This window comes from Roseovarius sp. S88 (assembly GCF_037023735.1).
Taxonomy (GTDB): domain Bacteria; phylum Pseudomonadota; class Alphaproteobacteria; order Rhodobacterales; family Rhodobacteraceae; genus Roseovarius; species Roseovarius phycicola.
This window is the reverse complement of the sequence record NZ_CP146069.1, coordinates 1,683,940-1,709,867: the sequence shown is the minus strand read 5'-3', so window position 1 is coordinate 1,709,867 and position 25,928 is coordinate 1,683,940. Positions and strand designations below refer to the sequence as shown.

At 59.3% G+C, this 25,928-nt stretch carries 23 protein-coding genes; 12 read left to right on the top strand and 11 right to left on the bottom strand.

From position 1 onward, the window contains the following. Positions 1 to 28: 28 nt before the first annotated feature. A complete protein-coding gene (locus RZ517_RS08660; protein ID WP_338551127.1) occupies positions 29 to 1,300 on the top strand; it encodes a cobyrinate a,c-diamide synthase in 1,272 nt (423 codons plus the stop codon). Between the two features lie 39 nt (positions 1,301 to 1,339). Then, positions 1,340 to 2,566 carry an MFS transporter gene (locus RZ517_RS08655; RefSeq protein ID WP_338551047.1) on the top strand — a complete coding sequence of 409 codons (1,227 nt, stop codon included), beginning with the start codon at positions 1,340 to 1,342 and terminating at the stop codon, positions 2,564 to 2,566. Between the two features lie 130 nt (positions 2,567 to 2,696). On the opposite strand, the gene RZ517_RS08650 is transcribed toward RZ517_RS08655, so the two are convergent. The 7 genes from RZ517_RS08650 to RZ517_RS08620 all read right to left on the bottom strand — a co-directional run bounded on the left by RZ517_RS08650 (position 2,697) and on the right by RZ517_RS08620 (position 9,462). Beyond that, positions 2,697 to 3,029 (bottom strand): DUF6572 domain-containing protein, encoded by a 333-nt coding sequence (locus tag RZ517_RS08650; protein WP_338551046.1) that lies wholly within the window; start codon positions 3,027 to 3,029, stop codon positions 2,697 to 2,699. 70 nt (positions 3,030 to 3,099) lie between these two features. Further along, on the bottom strand, positions 3,100 to 3,867 hold the full coding sequence (locus RZ517_RS08645; RefSeq protein ID WP_422395568.1) for a squalene/phytoene synthase family protein: 768 nt from the start codon (positions 3,865 to 3,867) through the stop codon (positions 3,100 to 3,102). Beyond that, positions 3,867 to 4,592: a class I SAM-dependent methyltransferase gene (locus tag RZ517_RS08640; RefSeq protein WP_338551044.1), complete on the bottom strand. Its 726-nt coding sequence runs from the start codon at positions 4,590 to 4,592 to the stop codon at positions 3,867 to 3,869. Before RZ517_RS08640 ends, RZ517_RS08645 begins: the two co-directional genes overlap by 1 nt. Continuing rightward, positions 4,589 to 6,229: a citramalate synthase gene (cimA, locus tag RZ517_RS08635; RefSeq protein ID WP_338551043.1), complete on the bottom strand. Its 1,641-nt coding sequence runs from the start codon at positions 6,227 to 6,229 to the stop codon at positions 4,589 to 4,591. The genes RZ517_RS08640 and cimA overlap by 4 nt, the downstream gene beginning before the upstream one ends. Before the next feature lie 255 nt (positions 6,230 to 6,484). Next, a complete protein-coding gene (gene cysS / locus RZ517_RS08630; RefSeq protein WP_338551042.1) occupies positions 6,485 to 7,915 on the bottom strand; it encodes a cysteine--tRNA ligase in 1,431 nt (476 codons plus the stop codon). 179 nt (positions 7,916 to 8,094) lie between these two features. Further along, on the bottom strand, positions 8,095 to 8,934 hold the full coding sequence (locus RZ517_RS08625) for a hypothetical protein (RefSeq protein ID WP_338551041.1): 840 nt from the start codon (positions 8,932 to 8,934) through the stop codon (positions 8,095 to 8,097). Positions 8,935 to 9,087: 153 nt separating this feature from the next. Further along, positions 9,088 to 9,462, bottom strand: a complete 375-nt coding sequence (locus RZ517_RS08620; RefSeq protein ID WP_338551040.1) for a VOC family protein — start codon at positions 9,460 to 9,462, stop codon at positions 9,088 to 9,090. 82 nt (positions 9,463 to 9,544) lie between these two features. Between RZ517_RS08620 and soxR the strand changes: the two genes are divergently transcribed. From soxR to RZ517_RS08605, 3 genes are all read left to right on the top strand, one after another. After that, complete coding sequence (soxR, locus tag RZ517_RS08615; protein ID WP_338551039.1) at positions 9,545 to 10,021, top strand: redox-sensitive transcriptional activator SoxR; 477 nt, start codon at positions 9,545 to 9,547, stop codon at positions 10,019 to 10,021. Between the two features lie 69 nt (positions 10,022 to 10,090). Further along, a complete protein-coding gene (locus RZ517_RS08610; protein WP_338551038.1) occupies positions 10,091 to 11,269 on the top strand; it encodes a pyridoxal phosphate-dependent aminotransferase in 1,179 nt (392 codons plus the stop codon). A gap of 351 nt (positions 11,270 to 11,620) precedes the next feature. Continuing rightward, positions 11,621 to 12,424: a hypothetical protein gene (locus tag RZ517_RS08605; protein WP_338551037.1), complete on the top strand. Its 804-nt coding sequence runs from the start codon at positions 11,621 to 11,623 to the stop codon at positions 12,422 to 12,424. Between the two features lie 165 nt (positions 12,425 to 12,589). Here RZ517_RS08605 and RZ517_RS08600 read toward each other — a convergent pair whose 3' ends face one another. Then, on the bottom strand, positions 12,590 to 14,227 hold the full coding sequence (locus RZ517_RS08600) for an acyl-CoA dehydrogenase family protein (protein ID WP_338551036.1): 1,638 nt from the start codon (positions 14,225 to 14,227) through the stop codon (positions 12,590 to 12,592). A 138-nt stretch (positions 14,228 to 14,365) separates the two neighbouring features. Here RZ517_RS08600 and RZ517_RS08595 point away from each other — a divergent pair, with 138 nt between their 5' ends. The 6 genes from RZ517_RS08595 to RZ517_RS08570 all read left to right on the top strand — a co-directional run bounded on the left by RZ517_RS08595 (position 14,366) and on the right by RZ517_RS08570 (position 19,350). Further along, positions 14,366 to 14,665 (top strand): FtsB family cell division protein, encoded by a 300-nt coding sequence (locus tag RZ517_RS08595; RefSeq protein ID WP_338551035.1) that lies wholly within the window; start codon positions 14,366 to 14,368, stop codon positions 14,663 to 14,665. Between the two features lie 369 nt (positions 14,666 to 15,034). Further along, positions 15,035 to 16,030: a pyruvate dehydrogenase (acetyl-transferring) E1 component subunit alpha gene (pdhA, locus tag RZ517_RS08590; RefSeq protein WP_317055006.1), complete on the top strand. Its 996-nt coding sequence runs from the start codon at positions 15,035 to 15,037 to the stop codon at positions 16,028 to 16,030. Between the two features lie 28 nt (positions 16,031 to 16,058). After that, positions 16,059 to 17,426, top strand: coding sequence for a pyruvate dehydrogenase complex E1 component subunit beta (locus RZ517_RS08585; protein ID WP_338551034.1), 1,368 nt, complete (start codon positions 16,059 to 16,061; stop codon positions 17,424 to 17,426). Between the two features lie 10 nt (positions 17,427 to 17,436). Next, the gene (locus RZ517_RS08580; protein ID WP_338551033.1) at positions 17,437 to 17,715 is read left to right on the top strand and encodes a DUF5076 domain-containing protein; all 279 of its coding nucleotides are present in this window, start codon (positions 17,437 to 17,439) and stop codon (positions 17,713 to 17,715) included. A 10-nt stretch (positions 17,716 to 17,725) separates the two neighbouring features. After that, the gene (locus RZ517_RS08575; RefSeq protein WP_338551032.1) at positions 17,726 to 19,021 is read left to right on the top strand and encodes a pyruvate dehydrogenase complex dihydrolipoamide acetyltransferase; all 1,296 of its coding nucleotides are present in this window, start codon (positions 17,726 to 17,728) and stop codon (positions 19,019 to 19,021) included. A 152-nt stretch (positions 19,022 to 19,173) separates the two neighbouring features. After that, a complete protein-coding gene (locus RZ517_RS08570; protein ID WP_338551031.1) occupies positions 19,174 to 19,350 on the top strand; it encodes a hypothetical protein in 177 nt (58 codons plus the stop codon). Positions 19,351 to 19,447: 97 nt separating this feature from the next. Here RZ517_RS08570 and RZ517_RS08565 read toward each other — a convergent pair whose 3' ends face one another. Together RZ517_RS08565 and cysE are read right to left on the bottom strand one after the other, a co-directional pair. Next, positions 19,448 to 20,515 (bottom strand): PLP-dependent cysteine synthase family protein, encoded by a 1,068-nt coding sequence (locus RZ517_RS08565; RefSeq protein WP_338551030.1) that lies wholly within the window; start codon positions 20,513 to 20,515, stop codon positions 19,448 to 19,450. A 111-nt stretch (positions 20,516 to 20,626) separates the two neighbouring features. Further along, positions 20,627 to 21,436, bottom strand: coding sequence for a serine O-acetyltransferase (gene cysE, locus RZ517_RS08560; RefSeq protein WP_338551029.1), 810 nt, complete (start codon positions 21,434 to 21,436; stop codon positions 20,627 to 20,629). Between the two features lie 86 nt (positions 21,437 to 21,522). On the opposite strand from cysE, the gene RZ517_RS08555 reads away from it, so the two are divergent. Beyond that, on the top strand, positions 21,523 to 21,861 hold the full coding sequence (locus RZ517_RS08555; protein ID WP_338551028.1) for a TraR/DksA family transcriptional regulator: 339 nt from the start codon (positions 21,523 to 21,525) through the stop codon (positions 21,859 to 21,861). A gap of 14 nt (positions 21,862 to 21,875) precedes the next feature. Here RZ517_RS08555 and RZ517_RS08550 read toward each other — a convergent pair whose 3' ends face one another. Then, positions 21,876 to 25,928: a baseplate multidomain protein megatron gene (locus tag RZ517_RS08550; protein ID WP_338551027.1), complete on the bottom strand. Its 4,053-nt coding sequence runs from the start codon at positions 25,926 to 25,928 to the stop codon at positions 21,876 to 21,878.

The window sequence follows — 25,928 nt, the reverse complement described above, 5'->3', positions numbered from 1 at the left end:
TTTTGGGAACAGTGAAAGATCTGGGCGCATGGGCCAAGGGCTGATCATCTCGGCACCGTCCTCTGGCAGTGGCAAGACGACGGTGACGCTGGCCTTGCTGCGGCATTTGGCGCGGCAAGCTGTGCCGGTGCGCGGGACCAAGTCCGGGCCGGACTACATAGATCCCAAATTTCATGAGGCCGCATCAGGCAAGGTTTGCATGAACCTCGATGCCTGGGCGATGACGCCGGACCGGATTAAAGCGCTTGCGGTAGGCGACGGGCTTTTGATCGTTGAAGGCGCGATGGGGCTTTTCGATGGCGCGCCACCAGAGGGCAAAGGGGCGGTGGCCGATCTGGCCCGGATGCTCGGTTTGCCGGTTGTGCTGGTTGTGGATGCGGGCAAACAGGCGGGATCGGTTGCGCCGCTTGTGGCAGGGTTTGCGGGCCATGATCCTGGTGTGCGGGTGGCGGCGGTGATCCTCAACAATGTGGGCAGTGATCGGCATGAGGCGATGCTGCGTCGAGCGCTTGAACCGCTGGGCTTGCCTATTCTGGCAGCGCTGCGCCGGGATGCGGCCCTTGCTCTGCCATCCCGGCATCTTGGGCTGGTGCAGGCCGGCGAACGCGCTGACTTGGAGGCGTTTCTGGACCGAGCCGCGGAGGCTTTGGCGGAGAGTTTGGATCAGCAGGCCTTGTTGAACCTGAGCACTCATCTGCCCAATGCCCGGCCCGCAAAAGGCCTTACGCCCCCCGCGCAGGTGATCGCGGTGGCGCAGGATGAGGCCTTTGCTTTTGCCTATCCGCATATGCTGGCCGATTGGCGCGCCGCGGGTGCTGAGATCAAGGTCTTTTCGCCTTTGGCCGATGAAGCCGTGCCGAAGGCAGAGCTCGTCTTTCTGCCCGGCGGCTATCCAGAGCTTCATGCCGGTCGACTGGCGACGGCAGACAGGTTTCTGACGAGCTTGAGGAATGCCGCTGAACATTCTGATATTTATGGTGAATGCGGCGGCTACATGGTGCTTGGGGAGGGCTTGGTCGATGCAGATGGCCAGCGCCACACCATGGCGGGGCTTTTGCCGTTAGAGACCTCCTTTGCCGCCCGCAAGCTGCATCTGGGCTACCGCCATCTAACCGCCCAATCTGGCCCCTTTCGGGGACGCTACACCGCGCATGAATTCCACTATGCCTCAACGCTGAAGGCGCAAGGCACGCCGCTGTTTTCCGCCACAGATGCCGAGGGCACCGCCCTGCCCGATATGGGCCTAAGCCAGGGCCGTGTGCATGGCTCATTTGCGCATATCATTGATGCGGCGGAGTGAGCCCTTGTGGGGGCGCCTAAAGAGGTCTAGCACAGAACCATGACCGATGCCGTGATCACACCTGTCGATGACAGCCGCGCCAAGCGCAATGTCTGGGTGCTGGTCTTCGCGCAGGCGTTCCTGGGCGCGCAGATGGCGATGATCTTTGTGGTGGGCGGATTGGCCGGGCAAACGCTTGCCAGCAATATCTGTTTCGCCACCCTACCCATTTCCCTCATTGTTTTGGGGTCGATGGTGTCGGCCAACCCCCTCTCGATGGCGATGCAGCGCTTTGGGCGCCGGGCCGGGTTTCTCATCGGCGCCATGGGGGGCGCTTTGGGCGCGTCTGTCGCGGCCTACGGCCTCTATGTCGCCTCCTTCCCGATCTACCTCATCGGCAGTTTCATGACCGGCATCTACATGTCCGCGCAAGGGTTCTACCGCTTTGCCGCCGCCGACACAGCGAGCGACAGTTTCAAGCCCAAGGCGATTTCCTATGTCATGGCCGGAGGGCTGGCCAGCGCCATCATCGGGCCACAGCTTGTGAAGGTGACGGCAAGCGCGATGGTGATCCCTTTCCTGGGCACTTATCTGGCGGTGATCGCCATCAACCTCATCGGCGCATTTCTGTTTCTCTTTCTCGACATCCCGAAACCCGCGCCTGTCACGCAAGACAGCCCCAAAGGTCGTACGCGTTGGGAGCTTTTGACCACACCGCGCATCGCCGTGGCGGTCATCTGTGCCACAGTGTCTTACGCCTTGATGAACCTTGTGATGACGTCCACACCGCTTGCCGTGGTGGGCTGTGGCTTTTCGCAGAATAACGCAGCGGACGTGGTCACGGGCCATGTGCTTGCGATGTTTGCGCCGTCCTTCTTTACCGGCCACCTGATCGCCCGCTTCGGCGTTGAGAAGATCCTCGGCGCGGGTCTGGTTATCCTCGCCTGCGCGGGTGCTGTGGCCATGCAGGGCGTGGAGCTTGAGAATTTCTTCATCGCGCTGATCCTCTTGGGTCTGGGCTGGAACTTCGGCTTTATCGGAGCCACCACGATGTTGGCCTCAGCGCACGAACCCGAAGAGCGCGGGCGCATGCAGGGCATGAACGACCTCATCGTCTTTGGCGGCGTGACCGTGGCGTCACTGGCCTCTGGCGGGTTGATGAACTGCACCGGCGGGGCACCGGAGGTGGGGTGGCTGTCGGTCAACCTCGCCATGGTGCCGTTCCTGACGCTGGCCGGCGGGGCGCTGATCTGGCTGGTGTTGCGGCCGGAGGAGGTCAGGGGGTAAGCGTGGCGTGGGCAGTTTGCCCACCGAATACCTTCGCTACGAATTGGTGGGCAATATTGCCCACCCTACTGGGTTCGCCGTTGGGGGCGGTTTACGGTAGGATAGGCCAGGGCAATGATTAGGCCGGTCACTACTTTTCGATAACGTTTTCAAAGGTTAAGTCGATGTTTAGCTCCCGCAAAACTTGGGAGCACTCCACGTAAAACTGCTCGGCCTCTTTGGGCAGCGGGTGCTTACCCAGAACGTTGAAAACGATCTTTCTTCCTTCAGCATCTGGGTAGCTTTTCAAAATTTCTTCAGATTCGACAAAGCGTATGTATGTGTTGAGCTTCTCCTGCAATTGAAGGAGATGATCATTCACATTTTCTTTCCAACCGAGATGGTCCGAGATTGTAAGAACAACCTCATTTCGTTCTGATTTCAGGCTGATGAAATCCACGACTTGGATTTGTTCAATGGTCAATTGACTTGCCTTTTTGTTTTGGCGGTTAGGCAGCAACCCTCTTTGAGAAGCTTCGAATACGCTGTCATTATCACCACCGCCCCAAAACCGCCTTCACCATCAACCCAAACCGCCTTCTGAATTGCGACAGCGCTATACGGTCCTCAGCAACGGCGCCCGGGTCTCGTATCACCTGCGTCAATAACCCTTCCACCTGCCACAAAGCCAACATCGCCGGGCGCACCGTCCGCGGCAACCCTGCCCCGCGCGCCTCGGCCAACGCAGCCAGCCCCTCCTCTGCCAGCGCGCGCACCGCTTCGGGTCTGCCATCAAACAGTGGCACCCGGCCTGCCCGTTCCAGCGCGGGAACGGCACGCAGCCAGTTGCAGAGGCCAAGCGCATAACCTGCCTTCAGCACCGGCGTTTCCTCGACTTCGCCCAAGGCCCTCGCTGCTGCCAGCAGCAGCAAACCAGACGTATTCTCGACATGCCCCCGAAACGCCGCCCTATCCTCAAACGGGTCGCGATAGATGTCCCAGCGGCGTGCCTCAACGGCGGCATCCAGCCGCCGCGCCATGTCTGGCTTTAGAACCTTGGCCAGGGGCGTCGCGACCTCATGGCGGCGGACCGGGCCGCCCTTGGCAATCTCCTCCAGCACGTCGCGCCACCATTGCAGGCGCATCTCGGCGATCATGCTTTCTTGTGTGACCCAGGGCGCGCGGGCGACCTCGACGTTGAAGGCGTAGATCGGGAAAAGCTTGAGCCGCGCCGCAACGGGAGCGGCCATGGTGGCGGCAAAACGGTCGGGGTCTCCGCGTTCGACAATGCCTGCACAGGCTGTCAGATCGGCATCAAACATCACAGCGCCATGAGGCGCGGACGGGCCAGAACCAGCACATAGGCAACCTGATCCGGGGCGGCGCGCCAGAGGGCTATTTCGCGCTCTGCGGCGTCCAGAACTTGGGTGAGGGCCGCGTTGCCTTCGCCGCGCAATCCGTTGATGCGCGCCGAAAGTTCTGCGTAATACCCCGCCCAGGCCAGCCCTTTGATCAGGCGGGTGCCCAGCACCTCGTACCCCGCCTCTTCCACCCGGGCGCAGACGCCCTGCAGATCCGTCACCTGCGGGTAGTCCGCCCAAAAGGCGCGGGCGTCGTCGGAGGCGTCCGCCTCCAGAGCCGGTTCCGAGAAGGCGACTGTGCCGCCGGGGGCAAGCGCGTTGCGCCACAGGCGCAGGCCTTCGGTCACACCCAGAAAATAAAGCGCACCGGCACACCAGATGAGGTCGTAAAACCCTGTGATCTGCGACATGTCCCCTTCGGAGACGGTGACATTAGAAAACCTATCCGTCGCGTCGCGGGCCTCGTCCACCAGATGCGGCAGTTGGTCAATGCCCTCAATCTGCGCCAAAGGCAGCGCCTCGGCGAGTGTCACAAGATCCGCCCCCGGCCCACAAGCGGCATCCAGCACGCGCGGATGTTCCGGCAGTTCAATCTGGCTGAGCGCCCAGCGTACATCCTCAGGCGTGCCCGGCCCCTGCCGCGTCATCTCCCGGTGCAGCATCAGGAACGCTTCGGGTATGCTCATGGAAGGCTTCCGTTTCTCTGCAAACGCCAGTTGATGGCATCCAGAAGCGCCTCAAAGGAGGCATCCACTATGTTCGGGCTCACACCCACCGTAGACCATGTGCGCCCTGTGTCGTCCTCAAAGTCTATGATCACGCGTGTGACCGCCTCGGTTCCGCCATTGGTGATGCGCACCTTGAAGTCGGTGAGCCTGATGCCGTCTATCGCCGCCTGCAGCGGCCCCAGATCAGCGCGCAGCGCCTGCCACAGCGCATTGACCGGACCATCATCATGCAAATCGGTGGCGTGTTCATTCTTGTAGTACCCGGTGCGTTTGGAGCCATCCTGCAGCTGCACCGTGACCACGGCCTCGGATTCCACCACGACCTGACCCCGTGCGTTGCGGCGACGCTCTGAGATCACGCGATAACGTTCCACCTCAAAGAACTGACCGCGCAGGCCCAGCTCGTCGCGCGCCAGCAACTCGAAGGAGGCCTGTGCCATGTCGTAGGTGTATCCCCGATCCTCGCGATCCTTGACTACCTGAAGGATGCGCAACAGGGCGGGGTTGTCTTTTTCGACCTCAACCCCTGCCTCGGCCAGGCGACGGCGCAGGTTGGATTGCCCGGCTTGGTTGGACATCGGGATGATGCGCGCATTGCCGACCTGCGCAGGATCGATATGCTCGTAGGTGGCGGGGTTTTTGACAATCGCGCTGGCGTGTAGGCCTGCTTTGTGGGCAAAGGCCGAGGCACCGACATAGGCGGCCTGTTTTTGCGGCACGCGGTTAAGGATTTCGTCGAGCTGGCGCGAGGCGCGGGTGAGGCCTTCGAGGGCGGCCTCAGAGACACCGGTCTCAAAGCGGCTGGCATAAGGGTCTTTGAGGAGCAGCGTCGGAATGAGCGCGATGAGATTTGCATTTCCACAGCGCTCGCCGAGGCCGTTGAGCGTGCCCTGGATCTGGCAGGCCCCGGCCTCAACAGCCGCCAGCGATCCGGCCACGGCCTGTTCGGTGTCGTTATGGGTGTGAATGCCCAAATGGCTGCCCGGGAAGGCTTTTGTGTCAGCGGTGCCAGCGATGAGGGTATCCACCACCTCGGCGATGCGCGCGGGCAGCGTGCCGCCATTGGTGTCGCAAAGCACGAGCCAACGCGCCCCGGCCTCGCGCGCGGCGTCCAGACAGGCGGTGGCATAGCCGGGGTCGAGCGCGTAGCCGTCAAAGAAATGCTCGGCATCAAAGAGCGCCTCACGTCCCTTGGCGACGATATGAGCGACTGATGCCCGGATGTTCTCAAGGTTCTCCTCAGGGCTGATGCCCAGCGCTTCGGTGACATGGAAAATGTTGGTCTTGCCGACGAGGCAGACGGCAGGCGTGTTGGCGTTCATCACAGCGGCGAGCACGTCATCGTTCTCAGCACTGCGCCCGGCGCGTTTGGTCATGCCAAAGGCGGTCATGGTGGCGCGCGTCTTGGGCGCGGCGTCAAAAAAGGCACTGTCCGTGGGGTTCGCCCCGGGCCAGCCGCCTTCGATGTAATCTACGCCGAGCATGTCTAGCGTTTGGGCAATGGCGTGCTTTTCCTCGGTCGAGAATTGCACGCCTTGGGTTTGTTGGCCGTCGCGCAGGGTGGTGTCGTAGAGGGAGAGGCGGGTTTTGGTCATTTGGGGCCTCCCGAAGGGGTAGCGTGGGAATTGTTTCGCGCGCGAAACATTTGCGTTAACAATGGGTTAATGGCGGATTTTGATGTGAGAAGGGCCGCGCCCGACCCTGGGTGGGCGTTTGCGGTATTCATTCGATGCGAGGCGGCGTCATTCTGTCGAATACAGGTTCGGCGCGTACCGCTACCCATGCGCCCTCCCGGGGGAGGGTCGGGCGCGGCCCGGGGTGCCCCCGGGCGGTACAGAAGGTCTGGAAGGTCATTTGAGGGCCTCCAGCTTGGCGGGGTCGAAGTCGATACCAGGAACGAGTTCAACGCTGTCTTTACTCATGCGCACCTCAACGCCAGCTGAGACTAGGGCAGATTTGAGTTGATCAACATCAGAGAAATCTTTCGTCTCAAGGGCTTGTACACGTAGTTTCTTCAGCTTCTCCGCTAGCTCAGCGAAACTATTTGCCGTAACAGTAGGTGGAAACCCTAAAACTTCGACTTGACCAGTGTCTGGATAGGCTTCGGCGCCACGCCAATTCCATGTGTCCAAGTCTTCATTTAGCAATCCCAGAAGTTCTGCCGACTGACGGAACACATGAGCATCACTTTCTTTGTAAAGACGATGCAACTCGGTGATTGCAGCGTGTGTATTTAGGTCGTCCATCAGGTGCCTAACAACCGACGCATCAGGACCACCCATTGGCTCAATTCCACTGGCAAATGCGCGCCACTTTCGAAGCGTAACTTCCGCCTCCCGCGCCTTCTCGGCTGTCCAGTCCATCGGCTTTCGGTAATGCGTACTCAAGAAAACAAAGCGGATCACCTCGCCGGGGATTCCCTGATCCAGCAAATCCCTCACCGTAAAGAAATTGCCCAAGCTCTTGGACATCTTCTTGCCCTCGACCTGCAGCATCTCGTTGTGCATCCAGTAGCGCGCGAACTGCCCCTCGGGATGGGCACAGCAGCTTTGGGCGATTTCGTTCTCGTGGTGCGGGAACATCAGGTCGTTGCCACCGCCGTGGATGTCGAAACTCTCCCCCAACAGCTCATGCGCCATGGCGGAACATTCGATATGCCAGCCCGGACGGCCCCTGCCCCATGGACTGTCCCAACCAGGGATGCCGTCGGAAGATGGCTTCCAGAGAACGAAGTCCATCGGGTCTTCCTTGAAAGGCGCGACCTCAACCCGCGCACCAGCAATCATATCATCGACGGATCGGCCCGAAAGCTTACCGTAGGCCTCATAGGAGCGCACACGAAAGAGCACGTGGCCTTCGGCGGCATAGGCATGGCCTTCGGCGATGAGCTTTTCGATCATGGCCACCATTTGCGGGATGTATTGCGTCGCACGCGGCATGTGATCAGGCTCCAGTGAGCCGAGCGCGGCCATATCATCTAGAAACCACTGGGTGGTCTCGGCGGTGATGTCGCCGATTGGCCTTCCACTTTCCGCCGCCCGCGCGTTGATCTTGTCATCCACATCCGTGAAGTTACGCACATAGGTGACGTTTTTGTCCCCGTACACATGCCGCAAAAGCCGGTTGAGCACGTCAAACACCACCACGGGGCGCGCGTTGCCCAGATGGGCGCGGTCATAGACCGTGGGGCCACAGACATACATGCGCACATCTTTGGGGTCGATGGGCGCGAACACCTCTTTCGACCGGGTCCGGGTGTTGTGCAGTTTTATCGTCGTCATAGCGTCCTCGCGCGCGTGGTCCCGCGGCGGGCTTAGCAACTAAAACATAAGGATGGAATAGAGGACGGCCCGCCTGAGATATCTCAGTCGGTAATGCAGCAGATAATGATGCAAATCGTCGTCATAGCGCGGTTATATGCTGCCAGGCACGCTGTGGCAAGCCTCGCTGCGTGCGCGCATCAGAACAAGCCTGCCTCCGACACAAATGTCTCACCGCGGGCATGCACCGGGTTATCGTGATCCTTATAGAGCAAATCGAACTTGGCATTGAAACGGTCCAGATCCGCCTGACTCAACTCTTTCCCGGCCGCAAGGCCCTTTTGTCGGAAAACAGCGTAGATGTCGGAGTTGCCAAGCTCAACAAGTGCAGCCTCTGCGACATTGCAAATTCGGGCGCCGTTGAGCTCATTGTTAATGATATCCGGGACAGTCGCACTCATGCAGTCCATGACAAAACCACGCCAATCCGCGCCAAGGTTCGTATCCACGGTCGCCACTGCAGGAAGACTGACCCCTGCGGCCTTCGCGAGACCTTCTTCAAGATGCCGCAGGCGCGGACCATCGCAGCGGTCTTGTGAGATCAAGTCGCGCACGGCCACAAATCGGCGATTATTCACATTGTCTGAATAATAACGCACCGTTTTTCGGGCTAGTTGTGCAAATTCCGGGCGGACTTTAAGCACCTTTTCGAACGTGTCAATTTCTTGAGATTTGATAGTCCCAAACCCGTCTTTAGTCGTTGTCGTCGAAGTAATGGAAATCGGGATGACCACTGCATCAGGCCCGTGGCATCCCGCCACGTGATAGGATAGCGCAAACAAAATGCGCATGGCGGCATCGGCCATATCGGCTGTGTTAACGGTTGTCGCTTCATGTCGCCAAAGCGCTTTCATCGTTGCGTCGTTCGCAAGATGTTTCATGGCAGGGGGCAAAGGCGGCGGCGTCTCGGCCTGAGCAGAGACCACTCCGGTGGCCAATGTGAACAAAACTGACAGAAAAAGTTTTCGAAAATAAGACATGACCCATCCAAATGCACACAATAGATATCGACCACCGTCTTACGATCCAGACTGCGCGTCAAGGCTGCCCTGTTACGGTTTTGCGCCTTTCGGCATACCGCTCAAAAGAGCATGGCTTGACGTTTGCCAGTAGACCAGATCGTTTGATGGAGTTCAGTCATACTGCACCACTTCAAATTCGATCCCGTCCGGCCCTTCGAAGTAGAACCGCAGACCCGGCTCATAGTCTTCGCGGTCTGTCCGGCTGTAACCCGCTGCGATCACCTGTGCCTCCACTGCGTCGATGTCGTTGACCACCACGCCCACATGATTGAGGCCGGCCACATGGTGGTAGCGTTCAGCCTCGGGGTTGAGTGTGTAACTGGGCGCATAGAGAGCCAGATAGCTCTCGTCATCGCCGACATGCACGGTGAAACCGTTGTTCTTGGCCTCGCCCTGCCAGCGGATGTGCCAGTCAAAGAGCTCACACAAGGTTGCGGCACTGGCCTTGGGGTCGGGGACGGTGATGTTGATATGTTCAAGAGGCATAGAGAGAATCCTTTGTCTTTGAGTCTGTTTGATTTTCAGCCTACAATCTCAAGAAAACTTGAGATCAAGAGAGAAAATCATCATGCAAAACAGTCGCTTGGTCCCTCGTGGTTTGACAATCGGGTATGTCTCGGAGCGCACCGGCCTGCCGCCCTCGGCCATTCGATTCTACGAAGACGAGGGGCTCGTCTTTCCGGATCGCACTGCTGCTGGGCATCGCAGGTACACGCGGGGCGATTTGCGGCGCTTGAGTTTTGTGATGATTTCCCAAGGGCTTGGCTTTTCCATTGCCGAGATCCGCGAGGCACTCTGTGATCTGCCGCAAGAACGCGCGCCAACCAAACGCGACTGGGCACGCATCTCGCAGCGCTTTGGAGCCACGCTGGATGATCGTATTGCCCGGATGCAGAGCCTTCGCGCCCGGCTGGATGGCTGCATCGGTTGCGGGTGTTTGTCGCTAAAGACCTGTGCACTTTACAACCCGCGCGACCGGGCGGCACGGCGAGGGGCCGGTCCAAGATATCTGATGGGTGATATGCCTGATGCGGCACAAAGCTGAGCATGGCTTGACATCATCCAAGCGCGCAGGCCAAGTCGCCCGCAAATCGCTTGGCATGGGAGGTGCATCATGGCGCTTTCGAAACGGATCACCGGGCTGACCGGGGGCGGCTCTGACGGCTGGGACGTCTATTACCGGGCCAAGGATATGCAGGCGCAGGGCGTGGATATTGCCATGCTGACCATTGGAGAGCATGACGTTGGCACGGATATCTCAATCCTCGACGCGATGTATGGCGCGGCCAAGGCGGGGCATGTGGGCTATTCGATGTTCACCGGCAACACCAATCTGCGCGAACGGGTGGCGGGCCGTGTGGCCGAGCGCACCGGGGTGGAGACCAAGCCGGAAAACGTGTTGATCGTGCCGGGTGGTCAGGCCGGGCTTTTCGCGGCACATCATGCGGCCTGTGATGAAGGGGATACCGCTCTTTTCATTGACCCCTATTACGCCACCTACCCCGGCACGATCCGGGGCGTGGGCGCGCGACCGTTGGCGGTACAAGCGCGGGCAGAGCAGGATTTTCAGCCTGATCCGGCGGACATTGCCGCCGTAGCGGAAGGCGCAAAGAGCCTTTTGACCAATTCCCCCAACAATCCCACCGGAGCGGTCTATAGCCTTGAAACCATGGAGGGGATTGCCGGGGTGTGCCAGGACCATGACCTGTGGCTCATCTCGGATGAGGTTTATGACACGCAGCTGTGGGAGGGCGAGCATATCAGCGCGCGCACCCTGCCCGGCATGGCGGAACGCACGCTGGTGATTGGATCGCTGTCAAAAAGCCATGCCATGACCGGAAGCCGCATCGGCTGGATCATCGGGCCGGAAGAGGCGATTTTTCATATCGGCAATCTGGCGACACACACCACCTATGGTGTGGCCGGGTTCGTGCAGGAAGCGGCTTATTTCGCGCTGGATCAGGGCGAAGCTTTTGAAGCGCAGATCGCCGAGCCGTTTCGACGCCGGCGGGATCTCGTGCTGGCGCAGGTTGCGGGGCAAAACGTTGTGCGGGCTGTTCCGGCGCAGGGCGCGATGTACGTGATGCTGGATATCCGAGCCACAGGGCTTTCGGGCGAGGATTTCGCCATGCGTTTGCTCGATCAGCATCATGTGGCGGTTATGCCAGGGGAGAGCTTTGGCGAAGCTGCCGCCGGCCATGTGCGCGTCGCCCTCACGGTGGCCGATGAACGGCTGAACGAGGCTATCGCGCATCTCATCGACATGGCACAAGGGCTGGCTCAGGCGGCGTAAGCCGGTTCTCTCAAACCTGCGACAGCCTGTCGCCTGCCCGACATGCGCCCCCGACTTAGTTCCACCGCATGTGCAAGCGGGAGAGAGAGCATGTTCAAAGGTCTGACGACATCCATCGCCATTATCATCGGCGGCATGGTCGGTGTGCCAATGGCGATACTGGCTGCGTTTTAAGTCACCAAACTGGTTCAAGTTGCCCCCGCCGGAGAGATCCGCGCGGGGGTTTCTTATGGAATGGGGTATGGCAGGTACGCGGGCTTTGCTGCCGTTGCATCATTCTGGCGGATGACGGCTTTCCATCAAATCGAACATCTGTTTTTCTTGTGCTCATTGCGATGATTGGAGGTCCAATTGGCGAAAAAGCACTTACGCGAAGTCTCTTTTGAGATCGGATCGCTCGACCTTGCTAGAACCAGACCTGAAGGACCATTCACCGATGAGGCGCAAGCCTTAGTCAATCAAATCGTGACCGCAATCCGCCGCTTCTCGGTCTTGTCTACATTTATTGAAATTGAGCTTCGCAAGGTTAAGGCGTCAGTCGGAGTACCACCAGCGAGCATGGCGTGGGTCTCGCTCGAAAGCGGAGCGGAACCGAACCCGATACGCTCTACACCACCGGCGGACGCGATAGAGGTGGCACTGCCTTACAATCCGCTCGACCTGCCGAATATCTCGGCAGACCGCGAGACACTCGCGCACTTCCAGCTAAACATCGCACGTGAGGCAGCTAGCCACTTTTGTAGGATAGATGGCTTTCCCCGTGAGGCTTGGGAGCAAGGATGTGTTAAATTCGAGCAGAACGGATTTTCCATTTGGATGAAGGCTGGTGAGCGGCTTATTCCGGGAACCAGACTAAAAGGGCAGGTCGCTGTCGAAGTGGCACCCGACACGACCAGGCGCTGGCTGATACTGTCCCATTTAGAAGACACGCTTGCGCGCATTGCGTTGCACGAACGGGGTGACGGCCCGGATTTCGCAACATCGAAGTTTTTTAGAGGGTTTGAACTTGAGGGATCAATCCTGAAGCTGGGAACCGATCCGTTTGCAGTTGAGGTTTCTGGACATTCGCCTGTTTGGCCCCCCGAACAAGTTGACCTGAGAGATCACTCAAATGTCTTCGCTTTGGCAGTAGAAAAAGGTTGGGTGTCAAACTGAAAATGCTGCGGACCTTTGAAGTAGGTTTGCGGCCAAGTTTTCCTGGTCAATGGCTACCTTTGTTCTCAAAACTCAAGACTCCAGACATTCATACACGGCGCAGCCTTCGACACATTGAGCTCACAGCGGAAATCGGCAGATCAAAGCCGACATTCGTATAGCAACTCATTCAAACGCCTTCCCCCCATCAATCCGCTCCAGAACCCGGGCCACTTCCACCCCATCAATCGCCCCGGTCGTGCGCCCCCTCTCTCCGGCCAGCCTTGTGCGTACATACCCCTCGCTCAATGCCGCCGGCGCGGTTCGGATCAGAACAGACGCCGTCAGAAGCGTCGCCAGGCTTTCCACGAACCACCGCGCCTGTTCTTCTTCGGGCAGCTTCGGGAACCGCCGCATATGCGCCTTCAGCGCGGCATCGTAGCCGCGGTATTGCCCGCCGACAGATGCCAGTTCCGCGCTGAGCGCCTCCCCCGCCTCGGGCGCGCGTTGCAGAGTGCGCAGGATGTCGAGGCAGATAACGTTGCCCGATCCTTCCCAGATCGAGTTGAGTGGCGCCTCACGGTAAAGGAGCGGCAGGGGCGTGTCCTCGACATAGCCCATGCCTCCGAGGGCCTCCATCGCTTCGTAGACGAATCCTGGACAGAGCTTGTTGTTGAGATACTTGGCCAGCGCCACCCCCAGCCGGGCAAAGGCGCGGTCGGTCTCGGATTTGCGGTCAAAAGCGGCGGCGACATGCATCCCCAAAGCCAGCGCGCCTTCCCAGTCAAGCGCCAGATCAGCCAGTACCGATTGCATCAGGGGCTGATCTATCAGGCTGCGCTGAAACGCGGTGCGGTGGCGCGCCCAGTGGGTGGCATGGACCAACGCCGCGCGCATCAACCCAGCAGGAGCCAACGCAGTGTCCAGCCGGGTGTGATGCACCATTTCGATGATCGTCTTGACGCCTGCGCCCTCCTCGCCCAAGGGGTAGGCCAGCGCATCGTGATATTCGATTTCGGCCAAGGCGTTGGCGCGGTTGCCCAGCTTGTCCTTGAGACGTTGAATGTGAATGGCGTTGCGTTCACCCTCCAGCCAGCGCGGCACAAGAAAACAGGTCAGCCCGCCGGGTGCCTGCGCCAAAGTGAGAAAGCCGTCGGACATGGGTGCAGAACAGAACCATTTATGTCCGCGCAATCGGTAGCCATCGCGCGACCGCGTGGCCCGTGTGGCATTGCTCCGCACGTCCGAGCCGCCCTGTTTTTCCGTCATTGCCATGCCAAGCGTCGCGCCGGGCTTGTGCGCCAACGGCTTGGGCGCGCCATCATAGACCCGCGACATGAGTTTCGGACCCCATTCCGTGAACAGCGCCTCATCCACGCTCAGCGCCGGGATAGCGGCATAAGTCATCGTCATTGGACAGCACACGCCCGGCTCCACCTGGCTCATCAAATAGACCATGGCGGCATGGGTGGCATGACCGCCCTTCCCGGCCTCCCATGCAATGGCAGAATAGCCTGCGCCAATTCCGGCCTGCATCAACTGGTGATAGCTGGGGTGAAACCGCACCTCATCCAGTCGCCTGCCGCCGGAATCGAAAAGCATCAGCTCGGGCGAGTTCCGGTTCGCCAATCGCCCGGCCTCGGCCATGTCACTCGTGCCAATGGTGTCTGCAAAATGCGCCAGATGCGCGATGTCTGCCCGGGCGGCGTCCGCATGGGTTTGCAGGCCCGGATCACCTTGCCAAAGCGACAGGCCGGACAGCGCCTCGGGCTGATTGGTCACATCATGTGTGGGCAACGCATCGCGCGGCGGCAGATGTGGCATGAAAGACTCTCCTTCCGCCTCAGTTCTACTCATTATGACATTGGTGTGAAAAGGGGATTCACAAACCGATTCGGGTATGGCAGTGTGTCCGGGCACCGTCCGACAAGAGACGGGCAAACGAGGCAAAGGCGGACCCAGATGACAGCGCTCAAACGACCGGCGGTTGGTTTACTTGTGTTCAGCATCATTGCATTCGGTCTTGCCGCCTATTTTGCGTTTGCCGCCATTCAGGGTGATTTCGGTCTCTTCCGCCGGGCCGAGATTGAGGCCGGCGAACAGGTGCTGCGCGAACAGCTGGCCGAGCTTGAGACGCAAGTGATGCGGATGGAGAATCTAACCTTGCGGCTGTCGGATACCTACCTCGATATGGATTTGTTAGATCAACAGGCGCGCGATGTGCTGGGATTGTTGCGGTCAGACGAGATTGTGATCCGTTAACCCCACATGCGCAGAACGCCAATCCGATCCTCATAGCGCGACTCCGTTCCCAAGGTGCTGCACCATCTCTGGCATCCTCATTTGAGAGCCATTGCCCAGAGCAGTCCTTGGTATCAGGGTATTTGGAACAAGAAAGAAGCAGGGCGGATACAGCTTCTTTCTTGTGGAAAATACCCAAATCCCACATTTCGAACCGGGCGAAGCGATTGGTTTTTGACATGGGTCAAGTTTGCCCAAGTCGCAGCCTGTTATCAGAGATTTAACGCCTGCCCTGCCCCTGCGTCAAAAACTCCCTCGCAAAACGCAACGGCATGCTGTAAAAGATAGTTTAACGCTAAACTATTACTCTAGCAAAGGAGCCATTTGCCCATGGCCGCCCGAAAAACGACGAAGAAACCAAATGTTTCTGCCGAGGAGCTGAAACAGTTTTACCGCGACATGCTGCTCATCCGCCGGTTCGAGGAAAAGGCCGGTCAGCTTTATGGTATGGGTCTGATTGGCGGCTTCTGTCACCTTTACATTGGCCAGGAGGCCGTTGTTGTCGGGTTGGAGGCCAACACCGAAGAAGGCGACAAACGCATCACCACCTACCGCGATCACGGGCATATGCTGGCCTGTGGGATGAACCCCGATGGCGTAATGGCCGAGCTAACGGGACGCGAGGGCGGCTATTCGCGCGGCAAAGGCGGCTCAATGCACATGTTCAGCCGCGAGAAACACTTCTATGGCGGCCACGGCATCGTAGGCGCTAATGTGCCCCTCGGCGCGGGCCTGGCGCTGGCGGATAAATACCTGGGCAATGACCGCGTGACTTTCACCTATTTCGGCGATGGGGCGGCGAACCAGGGACAGGTTTATGAGACGTTCAATATGGCCGCTCTTTGGGAGTTGCCGGTGGTGTTTGTCATCGAGAACAACCACTACGCCATGGGCACTTCGCAGAAACGCTCCACCTCCTCCCCTGACATCTACACCCGCGGGGCCGCGTTTGGCATTCCCGGTGAGGCGGTTGATGGGATGGACGTTCTGGCGGTCAGAGATGCCGGGGCCAAGGCCATCGCGCATTGTCGCGCCGGCAAGGGGCCGTACATCCTCGAAGTCAAAACCTACCGCTACCGCGGTCACTCTATGTCGGACCCGGCCAAGTACCGAACCCGCGAAGAAGTGCAGAAGGTGCGCGAAGAGAAAGACTGTATCGAGAACGTGCGGGAAATGCTCTTGAGTGGCAAACACGCCACCGAGGATGAGCTCAAAGCCATCGACAAAGAGGTCAAGGGAATCGTCAGCGCCAGCGCCGATTTCGCCAAAGAAAGCCCCGAGCCTGCGCTCGAGGAGCTTTGGACAGATATTTACGTAGACGCGTAAGCGACAGAGATTCCAGGAGAATTAAGATATGCCTACAGAAATCCTGATGCCGGCCCTGTCGCCTACGATGGAGGAAGGGACCCTCGCCAAGTGGCTTGTGAAAGAGGGCGACACAGTGTCCTCCGGCGACATCATGGCCGAGATCGAGACCGACAAGGCCACGATGGAGTTTGAAGCCGTCGATGAAGGCACGATTGGTAAGATCCTTGTACCCGAGGGCACAGAGAATGTGAAAGTGAACACAGCGATTGCGGTGTTGCTTGAGGATGGCGAGAGTGCCGATGATATTGGTGAGGCCAGCGCCCCTGCGGCAGAAGCCGCCCCCGCCAGCGCACCGGCCGAGGCGAAGGCGCCTGCCGCTGCGCCCGAAGCGCCGACACCGGATGCCAGCCCGGATTGGCCCGAAGGCACCGAAATGACCAAGATGACCGTGCGCGAGGCGCTCAATGCGGCCATGGCCGAGGAGATGCGCGGCGATGAGACGGTCTTTGTCATGGGTGAGGAAGTCGCCGAATACCAGGGCGCTTACAAGATCACTCAGAACCTTCTGGAAGAGTTCGGTGCCAAACGCGTCATCGACACACCCATCACCGAGCATGGCTTTGCCGGAATTGGCGTGGGTGCGGCCTGGGGTGGGTTGAAGCCGATAGTGGAGTTCATGACGTGGAACTTCGCCATGCAGGCGATTGACCACATTATCAACTCTGCCGCCAAGACAAATTATATGTCAGGTGGTCAGCTCGGCTGTCCCATCGTGTTCCGGGGTCCTAATGGTGCCGCCGCCCGGGTGGGCGCGCAGCACAGCCAGGACTATGCGGCATGGTATGCGCAGGTGCCGGGCCTCAAAGTGGTGCAGCCCTATTCGGCAGCAGACGCTAAGGGCCTCTTGAAGTCGGCCATACGCGACCCGAACCCGGTCGTGTTCCTGGAAAACGAAATCCTCTATGGCCGCAGTTTTGATGTGCCGGTTCTGGATGACTTCACCATCCCGTTCGGCAAGGCCAGCGTGGTGCGTTCCGGCGAGGACGTGACCATCGTGAGCTTTGGCATTGGCATGCAATATGCCTTGGAGGCGGCGGAAAAGCTGGTCGAAGAGGGCGTGAGCGCCGAGGTCATCGACCTGCGCACCCTGCGTCCACTGGATTATGACACGGTGATCGCCTCGGTGATGAAGACCAACCGCTGCGTGACGGTCGAAGAAGGCTGGCCTGTGGCCTCCATCGGCAACCACATCTCGGCCACGCTCATGGAGCGCGCGTTTGATTATCTCGACGCGCCGGTGGTGAACTGCACGGGCAAAGACGTGCCTATGCCCTATGCCGCCAACCTTGAAAAACTGGCCCTAACCTCGACCGCCGAGGTTTTGGAAGCCGTGAAACAAGTGACCTACAGATAGGACAGACATCATGTTTGGACGCAAGAAGACGGTCAAACTCGACAACCCATTGCTGGTTGCCTTTTTTGAAGAGGACGGGTCGCTGAATGTACGTATCGACCCCGATCAGCTTCAGGAGCCGGGTTGGGCGGGGATCATTCTTGCCGATCTGGAAAGTCACTTCGCCAATGCGCTCGCCTATTCCGGCAAGTCGTCATCCGTAGAGTCCGCTCTGGCCGATATTCGCGCGATGTACCAGGCCGAAATCGAAAATCCGACTGACACGCCCACCGGGCAGATAGAAAACTAAAGGTAATACGATGCCAACTGAAATTCTCATGCCCGCCCTGTCGCCCACAATGGAAGAAGGCACATTGGCCAAATGGCTGGTCAAGGAAGGCGATACCGTTAGTTCCGGTGATCTGCTGGCCGAGATCGAGACGGACAAAGCCACGATGGAGTTCGAGGCCGTCGATGAGGGCACGATTGGCAAGATTCTTGTGGCCGAAGGGTCCGAGAATGTGAAGGTGAACACCGCGATTGCCGTGCTTTTGGAAGATGGCGAAAGCGCCGATGACATTGGCGATGTGAGCGCGGCCCCTGCCCCTGCGGCAGCCGAAGCTCCCGCCGCCGAAGCACCTGCAGAAGCACCCGCCGCGGCCCCTGCGCCTGCAGCACCAACAAGTGCCAAGGGCGACCGTATCTTTGCCTCACCTCTGGCACGTCGCATTGCGGCGCAGAAAGGTGTTGATCTGGCGGCTCTCACAGGCTCAGGCCCGCATGGTCGGATCGTTAAGGCGGATGTCGAGGCGGCACAACCCGGTGCTTCTGCACCAGCGGCTCAATCGGCAGCACCTGCTGCGGCGCCTGCGGCGGCACCCTCTGGCCCACCAGCCAGCGCGATTGAAGCGATGTATCAGGACCGCGAGTATGAGGACGTGGCGCTTGATGGCATGCGCAAAACGATTGCGGCGCGTCTGACCGAGGCCAAGCAGACCATTCCGCATTTCTATCTGCGGCGCGACATCCAGCTCGATGCGCTGTTGAAATTCCGCAGCCAGCTCAACAAACAGCTTGAACCGCGCGGCGTGAAACTGTCGGTGAATGACTTTATCATCAAGGCCAGTGCGCTTGCACTTCAGGCCGTGCCAGATTGCAACGCGGTCTGGGCCGGTGACAAAGTGCTGAAACTCAAGCCATCGGATGTGGCGGTGGCTGTGGCCATTGAAGGTGGGCTGTTCACGCCAGTGCTCAAAGACGCCGAGATGAAGTCTCTGTCGGCCCTGTCCGCAGAGATGAAAGACCTCGCCGCCCGTGCGCGCGACCGCAAACTGGCCCCGCACGAGTATCAAGGCGGCAGCTTTGCCATCTCGAACCTCGGCATGTTCGGAATCGACAATTTCGACGCGGTGATCAATCCACCGCATGGTGGAATCCTCGCCGTCGGCGCGGGCGTAAAGAAACCGGTGGTCGGCGAAGATGGCGAACTGGCCGTGGCGACCGTGATGTCGGTCACACTTTCGGTCGATCACCGGGTCATTGACGGCGCGTTGGGTGCGCAGCTTCTGGATCAGATCAAGCAGAATCTGGAAAGCCCAATGACCATGCTGGCTTAATACTTCGTAAATTAAACAAGTGTTTATGTTTGATTGATATCTGATAACAGCCCGTACCAAACGGGCTGTTATTGTATGACGATCCCGCTTTACGTCATGTGGTGCCTATCACTTGATATGCACCTGCCATGCACCGTTTCGGGGGATCAAAAATGAAACACTTCATTCTGGCCTACACGCTTGTTCTTGCCGCGCTCAGTCCAAATTGGCTGCCGATGTTCAATGCGTCGAACAACGCCATTCAGATCTTTACAATGCCGCCCGAGATTAGCGTTGCACCTTTGCCAGCGCCTGCAACACAGACGACTTCAGCAGAAAACGTGATGTAAAGGGGACCCATTTCCCAGTACTGCTGATCTTTGGAGCGACGAAAAATTGCGTCGGCTCCATCAGGCGGTCCACCCCGGGGGGCCGCCTGTTTTTTGATTACATCTGATAACCCGGCGTCGATTTCGAAAGCGCGTCTTCTTCCTCTGTCATGTCTTCGGGAATTCCCTCAAAGAGCGGCGTCGACAGATAGCGCTCGCCTGTATCGGGCAGCATGCACAGGATCACAGACCCTTCGGGGGCTCTTTCGGCGATCTGCATGCTCACCGCGAAAGTCGATCCGCCGGAAATGCCGGTGAATATCCCCTCCTCCGCCGCGAGTCGTCTGGACCAGGCAATGCCATCGGGCCCCGCCACGGGCAGCAACTCATCGTGATACCCCTGATCCAGCGCCTCCTGTAGCACCCATGGAATGAAGTCCGGGGTCCAGCCCTGAATAGGGTGCGGCTCAAAATTCGGGTGGCCTTCGGTCGGCTGATGATCCGCATTACGGGTGTTGATGTAGCCCGACGCGACAAGCGCAGCATTGCCTGGCTCTGTGAGGATGATTTTCACATCCGGGCGCTCTTTCTTAAGTACACGACCCACACCCGAGACCGTGCCGCCTGTGCCATAGCCCGTCACAAGGTAATCCAGTCGTTCCCCTTTGAAGTCGCCCAGGATTTCCTGCGCCGTCGTGCTGGCGTGCATATCGGCGTTGTCTGGCGTCTCGAATTGCGAGGCCAGGAACCAGCCATTCGCCTCGGCCAGTTCCTTGGCCTTCTGGTACATGCCAAATCCCTTCTCGGCGCGCGGGGTCAGCACGACCTTGGCCCCCAGGAACCGCATGAGCTTGCGCCGTTCAACGGAAAAACTGTCGGCCATGGTCACGACCAGTGGATAGCCCTTGGCCGCACAGACCATCGCCAGGCCGATGCCGGTGTTGCCTGATGTGGCCTCAACGACCGTTTGTCCAGGCTTCAAACGACCGTCACGTTCCGCCGCCTCAATGATGTTGAGCGCCAGCCGGTCCTTGACCGACCCCGCGGGGTTAAACGCCTCGAATTTCACATAAACCGTGACATGATCCGGCGCGACGGAGTTGATCCGGATAGCCGGCGTGTCGCCCACTGTATCAAGCACGCTGTCAAATAGCCGCCCGCGTCCTTTTGTCTGCCGAATTCCCATGGCTCTCCCTCTCCTTTGCGTGTTTGCATGGGGCCAGCATAGGAACAAAATATGCGCGCAGGCTAGAGGCGCGCGCGCATTTGAGGAAGGTTTCCTCGGAAAGCTTTGGCTTTACTGATTTTTTCCCAGCATATGGTCCATCGACATGGACGGCTGATCACAGCCCGCTTCGCCCACGATGCGCGCGGGAATGCCCGCTACGGTCTTGCAGGGCGGAACTTCGGCCAGAACCACAGACCCTGCCGCAATGCGGGAGCAATGACCCACCTTGATATTGCCCAAAACCTTGGCCCCGGCCCCGATGAGAACCCCATCGCCAATCTTGGGATGGCGGTCTTCCTCTTCCTTACCGGTGCCACCCAGGGTCACAGAATGCAGCATTGAAACATTGTCCCCCACCACAGCCGTTTCACCTATAACAATAGAATGGGCATGGTCGATCATGATGCCCTTGCCGATTTTGGCCGCGGGGTGAATATCAACGCCGAACACTTCAGAGCATCGCATCTGGAAAAACCGCGCCATATCCTTGCGGTCGTTGTTCCAAAGCCAATGCGCCACGCGATAGGCCTGCACCGCCTGAAAGCCCTTGAAATACAGCATGGGCAGAATGAACCGGTCACAGGCCGGGTCACGGTCATTCACCGCAACAATATCGGCGCGCGCGGACTGACCCAGACGGGCATCCGCCGCAAAGGCCGTATCGCAGATCTCCCGCAGGATCTGTTCCGGCATTTCATTTGAGGCCAGCTTCAGCGAAATGCGGTACGCGAGCGCAGAATCGAACGATTTGTGGTGCAGGATCGAACTATGCACGAGACCGCCCAAAAGCGGCTCGTCCTGCACAGCGGCATCTGCCTCAGAGATAATACGGGCCCAGACCGGGTCCAGTTCAGCGAGTTTTGCACGGGTTTCGGCCATGATGTGGCTCCTTCCTCAACGCTTTCATGTATACCAGATAGGCATCCGGGGTAAAATGCAAAGCTGTTATGTGGGGTGTCACGGAAATGGATGAAACACAACTGGCAGAATTTCGTGCGCTGATTGAGGCCCGATTGACCGCATTGAGTGGCGAGGACGCGCTTGGCGAGGCGGGCAAGGCCACGGTTGAGCTTGATCAGCAAGCTGTCGGACGTCTCAGCCGCATGGACGCCCTGCAAAATCAGGCGATGGCAAAGGCCACCGGGGCGCGCAGAGAGGCCAAACGCGCCCGGCTTTTGGCCGCTCTGACGCGGATGGAAGAAGGCGAATTCGGCTATTGCGACGACTGTGGTGAGGATATTGCCGAGGGGCGCCTGCGGCTGGATCCCGCGGCGCTGAAATGCGTCGACTGCGCGCGCGGGTAGCCGCTTATTTTGCCTTACCCCGGCACATCCAGCGTCGCAAACCGCCCCTGCCCAAACTTGGCCGAGATTTGTGCCACGTCGATCTGATATGTGCCAACCAGCCCATCTGCGGCCTGTGCGGCCGCCGTATAGGTCCAATCCGGGCTATTCACGATCTCTTCGCGCTGCACAGCATCTGCTTGTACAACGCGCACCAGATAACTTTCGCTTTCTTCGCCCAATGGCACCTCAAGCGTGTCCCATCGGTCCCCGTCAATTCGCGTGCGCCGCACCCAGGTGAGGGTTCGGTCCAAGCCAGGCGTGCCATTCAGGCGCAGGTGCACCGGGCTGAGCGGGCGCAATCCCAACCCGTCAAATGCCAGCAAAGCCGCACTGTAAGACGGGTCATCCACCGGGCGCGTGGCAGGTCCAATGCGGTAATACCGCGCCAATCCGCGCCGCGCTTCGGCCATGTCTATCTGTCTGGCGCGGCCATCAAGCCGCACAATATAGCTGCCCGCCGGCCATTCGGAGCTGGTTTCCGTGCCCAACTGCCCCCGCAAGCGAAGCGACAGAAGATAGGTATCGGTATCAACCAGTTCCGCATCGCGAAACTGCACCAGCTCCCACCCGTCAGGCGTGCCATCCCCGACCGCGCAGAGGTTCGCGCCGCCCAGAAAAGCCAGATCGCTGACGCTCTGCAGCGTGCCGGTCAGCATGCGCACCTGCACAGCGGCTCCTCGGTCAATCCGCCCGGAAGGTGCTGTTTCCAGCGTGGTTTCCAGAACCCCCACTGCGCTTTGCGCCTCGATCAGCGTGTTGAGACCATAGTTAGCATCCTCATCAGAGGCATACACAGCCACGTTGCCCGGCCAGGGGGACCCGAACGCCGCCACATGCGGGCTATGTGGTGTTTCTTCGCCGGTTAACAAAGGTAAATCGAGGAAAAGCGGCGTGACAAGGCTGGGCGGTTGGAAAGACCGAAGCGAAGCAGAGGTATCCGGCACTTCGCCAACCTCATAGGTGTCCGCCTCAACCCGCACGGCCTCTATCTTCTGCGCGCCAGACAACTGATCGGTACGGTCCACACGATAGTGACCCTGGCCGCCCTCCTCGGGGATCGAGATCACGTCGCCTGCGCCGATACACATCTGCGAGGGCGGCAAGGTTAGGCGCAGCGTGTCGCTTGCTGTGCGCGCCTCCGCGAGCCAGCGCTCGACGGTTTGTCGCCCCTCAGCTCGCGTCATCACCAACGGGAACTCCGAGGTTGAAACAGCATGCGTGGCTTGATCCGGCAAGATTGCCTCTTCAGCGACCACATCAAAACTGCCATCCGCTTCGACAAAGCGCAGACGCACACGACCGGCAAGCTCAACGTCGCTGCCACGGGTGTACTCAATCAACCCGTCCATTTCGCTGTCGCGCACGAGTGAGTCGGGATCAATCTCGTAATCCGCCCCGCCATCACGCATCCGGAATTGCAGCACGCCGTCGCGTTCCACAGCATCAAAGCCATAGCGTAGCGTCAGAGGCTGCAGCGTACCACGGGCCTCACCCACCTGATCCACGCTGTAGCCCCGCACAAGGCCGTAAAGCTGCGTAACATCAATGTCTTCCAACCCGGATCTGGCACAGACTTCACCGACGACAGACGCCAGAGACCGCGCCGAGACACGCCCGTTGATCCAGTGCCCGCGTGTGTAATTCGCCCCATCGCTCCAAAGCTCCTGATTGTTGGGAAACTGCGGATAGGGGCGCATATCCCAGGCCCAAACATAGGCGTGATCCATATCGATCATGGGGCCTTCATAGATATCAGATACCGGGTTGTTATCTGATGCAGACCAGTAGTCGGACACCGCCTTCAGATATTGAAACTGGATCAATTCATCCCGCTTACCCTCTGAAAACGCGGGTAAAAGCGACTCCGACGACTTCTCGTCAATAAACCGATTGGGATGGTTCGTGGCCTTATCAACCGCCGCACAGCCATATTCCGTAAAGCGCACAGGCTTGCTGCCCGGCACCCAAGCGGTCGGCGTCTGTGACCGCACACCGCCCACCCTGTCATGATGCAGGTTTTGCCACCAGTTGCGAATGTCCTTGTAGCGCCAGATCCAAGGCTCATCATGTTCGGCGTCGGTAATCGTGGTCCGGGTTTGGGCCTCACGGGCGGCGTCGGTGGCGTAAAACCAATGATAACCCTCACCGCCCTCAACATTGGACTTGAGGTACTCAAGATCATAAATCGACGCCCACCCCGCTTCGGCATCGGCATGCGCGGTGCCGCTCCGCCAATCAGACAGCGGCATGTAATTGTCGATCCCGATGAAGTCGATATTGGCATCCGCCCAAAGCGCATCGAGATGAAAGAACCGGTCGCCTGAGCCATCCTGCGGCTGATATCCGAAATACTCCGACCAGTCCGCAGCATAGCCGATCTTCACATCCGGCCCCAAAAGCGCGCGCACTTCGGTCGCCAGATCAATCAGCGCCGCAACGGCAGGGAAGCTGTTGTTTTCCCCACGTATTTGCGTAAGCCCACGCATTTCCGACCCTATGCAAAAACTTTCCACACCGCCCGCGGCCACGCACAATGCCGCCTGATGCAAGATGAATCGTCGATAGCTCCACTCTTGTGGTCCGCTATATTGCACCGGGCTTGAATAGGTCGGCCCCGCATAGCTCAGCAATGCCGTGGCCGACGTATAGACTGGGGCTTTGTTTTCATTGCTCGAAACGCCGCCACCGGAATATGGCGCGTTGACCGGCGCGGTGCTGGGGTCTGCAATAGAAAAATCTGCTGCGTTTGCGGTGCCAAAAAACGCGGCCACTTCGGCTTCGGCGACTGCCGTGCCATCTGTGTTGCCCGGTTGGTTTGGCGCCTTTGAAGTGGTGATCCGCCCACGCCACGGCAAAACCGGCTGATCCGCCGCATCGCTATAGGGGTCAGGGCGCGCATTACCCACCTGCTGATCCATCAGGATGAACGGGTAATACATCACCTCACGACCCGCCGCAGTCAGCGCCAATATTGCTTCGATCACGGATTGATCCGTGGGCGTGCCGCCATAAATCGGCTGGCCTGCCCCATCCTCGGGCACCTCCTCGGCCTGCGCCCGGCTCAATCCAGACACACGCCAGCGCATATTGCCCGCATCATAGGTCTTTTGTTCTACCTTGGGCCGGATCGTGCAGTCACCACAGCGTAGATCATCGCCAAACCAGCTCACCACCAGCGAGGTGGCCTTGGCATGGGGCAATTCGCCGGTCAAATGATCCAGAGACGTGGTAAAATCGCTTTTGCCCGACGGGCTATTGGCGTTGACAGCGCGCCGCGCGCCGTATCCATAGGTCATATTCGCCACCGTTGTGGCCAACGCATATTCCCCGCTGCCCGGCAAGAGCGCGACACCGCGCACCGCCTGCACCAGATCCCCCTCAGTCACATCAACGCCCTCTTGCGCAGGGCGGCTGACCTCAAAGCTGAATTGCGGCACACGCCCGCCATAGGGGGTCAAGTCCAAATCCTCGATCACCACATAGGCCGTGCCGCGGTAGGCAGGCACTGTGCCAACCCCCTCCACCGCTTCAATCTTGGGGTCCGGCAGCTGATCGCGAGAGCCGGTGTAGACCCGCAAGGTCAAATCCTCACGCGACACTTCCAGACCATCCGCCCAGATGCGGCCAACCCGGGTGATCTCACCTTCACACAGCGCAATCGCCAGGCTAACAGAATAAGAATAGCTGCGAGTCTTGGGTCGGCTCGGTGCACCCTTGCCACCGCCACCGCCCGAAACGCGCACGGTTTCCAGAAATTCGGTGGCCCATATCACCTGTCCAGCCACCCGCGTCCGGCCATAGACCTGCGAGATGGTCTCTCCTTCACCAGTGCCGGTAAGGCGCAGACGGTTCACTCGACCGGTCTCAACCGTGTCGGATCCCTGCCCCATAAGCCGCTGGTCAATCGACCGCCCGATGACAGCCCCTGCAAACCGCCCCACTGCAGCCATGGACAGCCCCAGAACCGAGCCACCCAAACCGCCACCAATGGCCGCGCCTGCCGCCGAGAGAATTACCGTTGCCAT

What these genes read in the sequence shown, in the direction of transcription:
- RZ517_RS08660 (WP_338551127.1), top strand. Translation starts at nt 29, where the DNA reads ATGGGCCAAGGGCTGATCATCTCGGCACCGTCCTCTGGCAGTGGCAAG.
- RZ517_RS08655 (WP_338551047.1), top strand. Translation starts at nt 1,340, where the DNA reads ATGACCGATGCCGTGATCACACCTGTCGATGACAGCCGCGCCAAGCGC.
- RZ517_RS08645 (WP_422395568.1), bottom strand. Translation starts at nt 3,867, where the DNA reads ATGTTTGATGCCGATCTGACAGCCTGTGCAGGCATTGTCGAACGCGGA.
- RZ517_RS08640 (WP_338551044.1), bottom strand. Translation starts at nt 4,592, where the DNA reads ATGAGCATACCCGAAGCGTTCCTGATGCTGCACCGGGAGATGACGCGG.
- cimA (WP_338551043.1), bottom strand. Translation starts at nt 6,229, where the DNA reads ATGACCAAAACCCGCCTCTCCCTCTACGACACCACCCTGCGCGACGGC.
- cysS (WP_338551042.1), bottom strand. Translation starts at nt 7,915, where the DNA reads ATGACGACGATAAAACTGCACAACACCCGGACCCGGTCGAAAGAGGTG.
- RZ517_RS08625 (WP_338551041.1), bottom strand. Translation starts at nt 8,934, where the DNA reads ATGTCTTATTTTCGAAAACTTTTTCTGTCAGTTTTGTTCACATTGGCC.
- RZ517_RS08620 (WP_338551040.1), bottom strand. Translation starts at nt 9,462, where the DNA reads ATGCCTCTTGAACATATCAACATCACCGTCCCCGACCCCAAGGCCAGT.
- soxR (WP_338551039.1), top strand. Translation starts at nt 9,545, where the DNA reads ATGCAAAACAGTCGCTTGGTCCCTCGTGGTTTGACAATCGGGTATGTC.
- RZ517_RS08610 (WP_338551038.1), top strand. Translation starts at nt 10,091, where the DNA reads ATGGCGCTTTCGAAACGGATCACCGGGCTGACCGGGGGCGGCTCTGAC.
- RZ517_RS08600 (WP_338551036.1), bottom strand. Translation starts at nt 14,227, where the DNA reads ATGCCACATCTGCCGCCGCGCGATGCGTTGCCCACACATGATGTGACC.
- RZ517_RS08595 (WP_338551035.1), top strand. Translation starts at nt 14,366, where the DNA reads ATGACAGCGCTCAAACGACCGGCGGTTGGTTTACTTGTGTTCAGCATC.
- pdhA (WP_317055006.1), top strand. Translation starts at nt 15,035, where the DNA reads ATGGCCGCCCGAAAAACGACGAAGAAACCAAATGTTTCTGCCGAGGAG.
- RZ517_RS08585 (WP_338551034.1), top strand. Translation starts at nt 16,059, where the DNA reads ATGCCTACAGAAATCCTGATGCCGGCCCTGTCGCCTACGATGGAGGAA.
- RZ517_RS08580 (WP_338551033.1), top strand. Translation starts at nt 17,437, where the DNA reads ATGTTTGGACGCAAGAAGACGGTCAAACTCGACAACCCATTGCTGGTT.
- RZ517_RS08575 (WP_338551032.1), top strand. Translation starts at nt 17,726, where the DNA reads ATGCCAACTGAAATTCTCATGCCCGCCCTGTCGCCCACAATGGAAGAA.
- RZ517_RS08570 (WP_338551031.1), top strand. Translation starts at nt 19,174, where the DNA reads ATGAAACACTTCATTCTGGCCTACACGCTTGTTCTTGCCGCGCTCAGT.
- RZ517_RS08565 (WP_338551030.1), bottom strand. Translation starts at nt 20,515, where the DNA reads ATGGGAATTCGGCAGACAAAAGGACGCGGGCGGCTATTTGACAGCGTG.
- cysE (WP_338551029.1), bottom strand. Translation starts at nt 21,436, where the DNA reads ATGGCCGAAACCCGTGCAAAACTCGCTGAACTGGACCCGGTCTGGGCC.
- RZ517_RS08555 (WP_338551028.1), top strand. Translation starts at nt 21,523, where the DNA reads ATGGATGAAACACAACTGGCAGAATTTCGTGCGCTGATTGAGGCCCGA.
- RZ517_RS08550 (WP_338551027.1), bottom strand. Translation starts at nt 25,928, where the DNA reads ATGGCAACGGTAATTCTCTCGGCGGCAGGCGCGGCCATTGGTGGCGGT.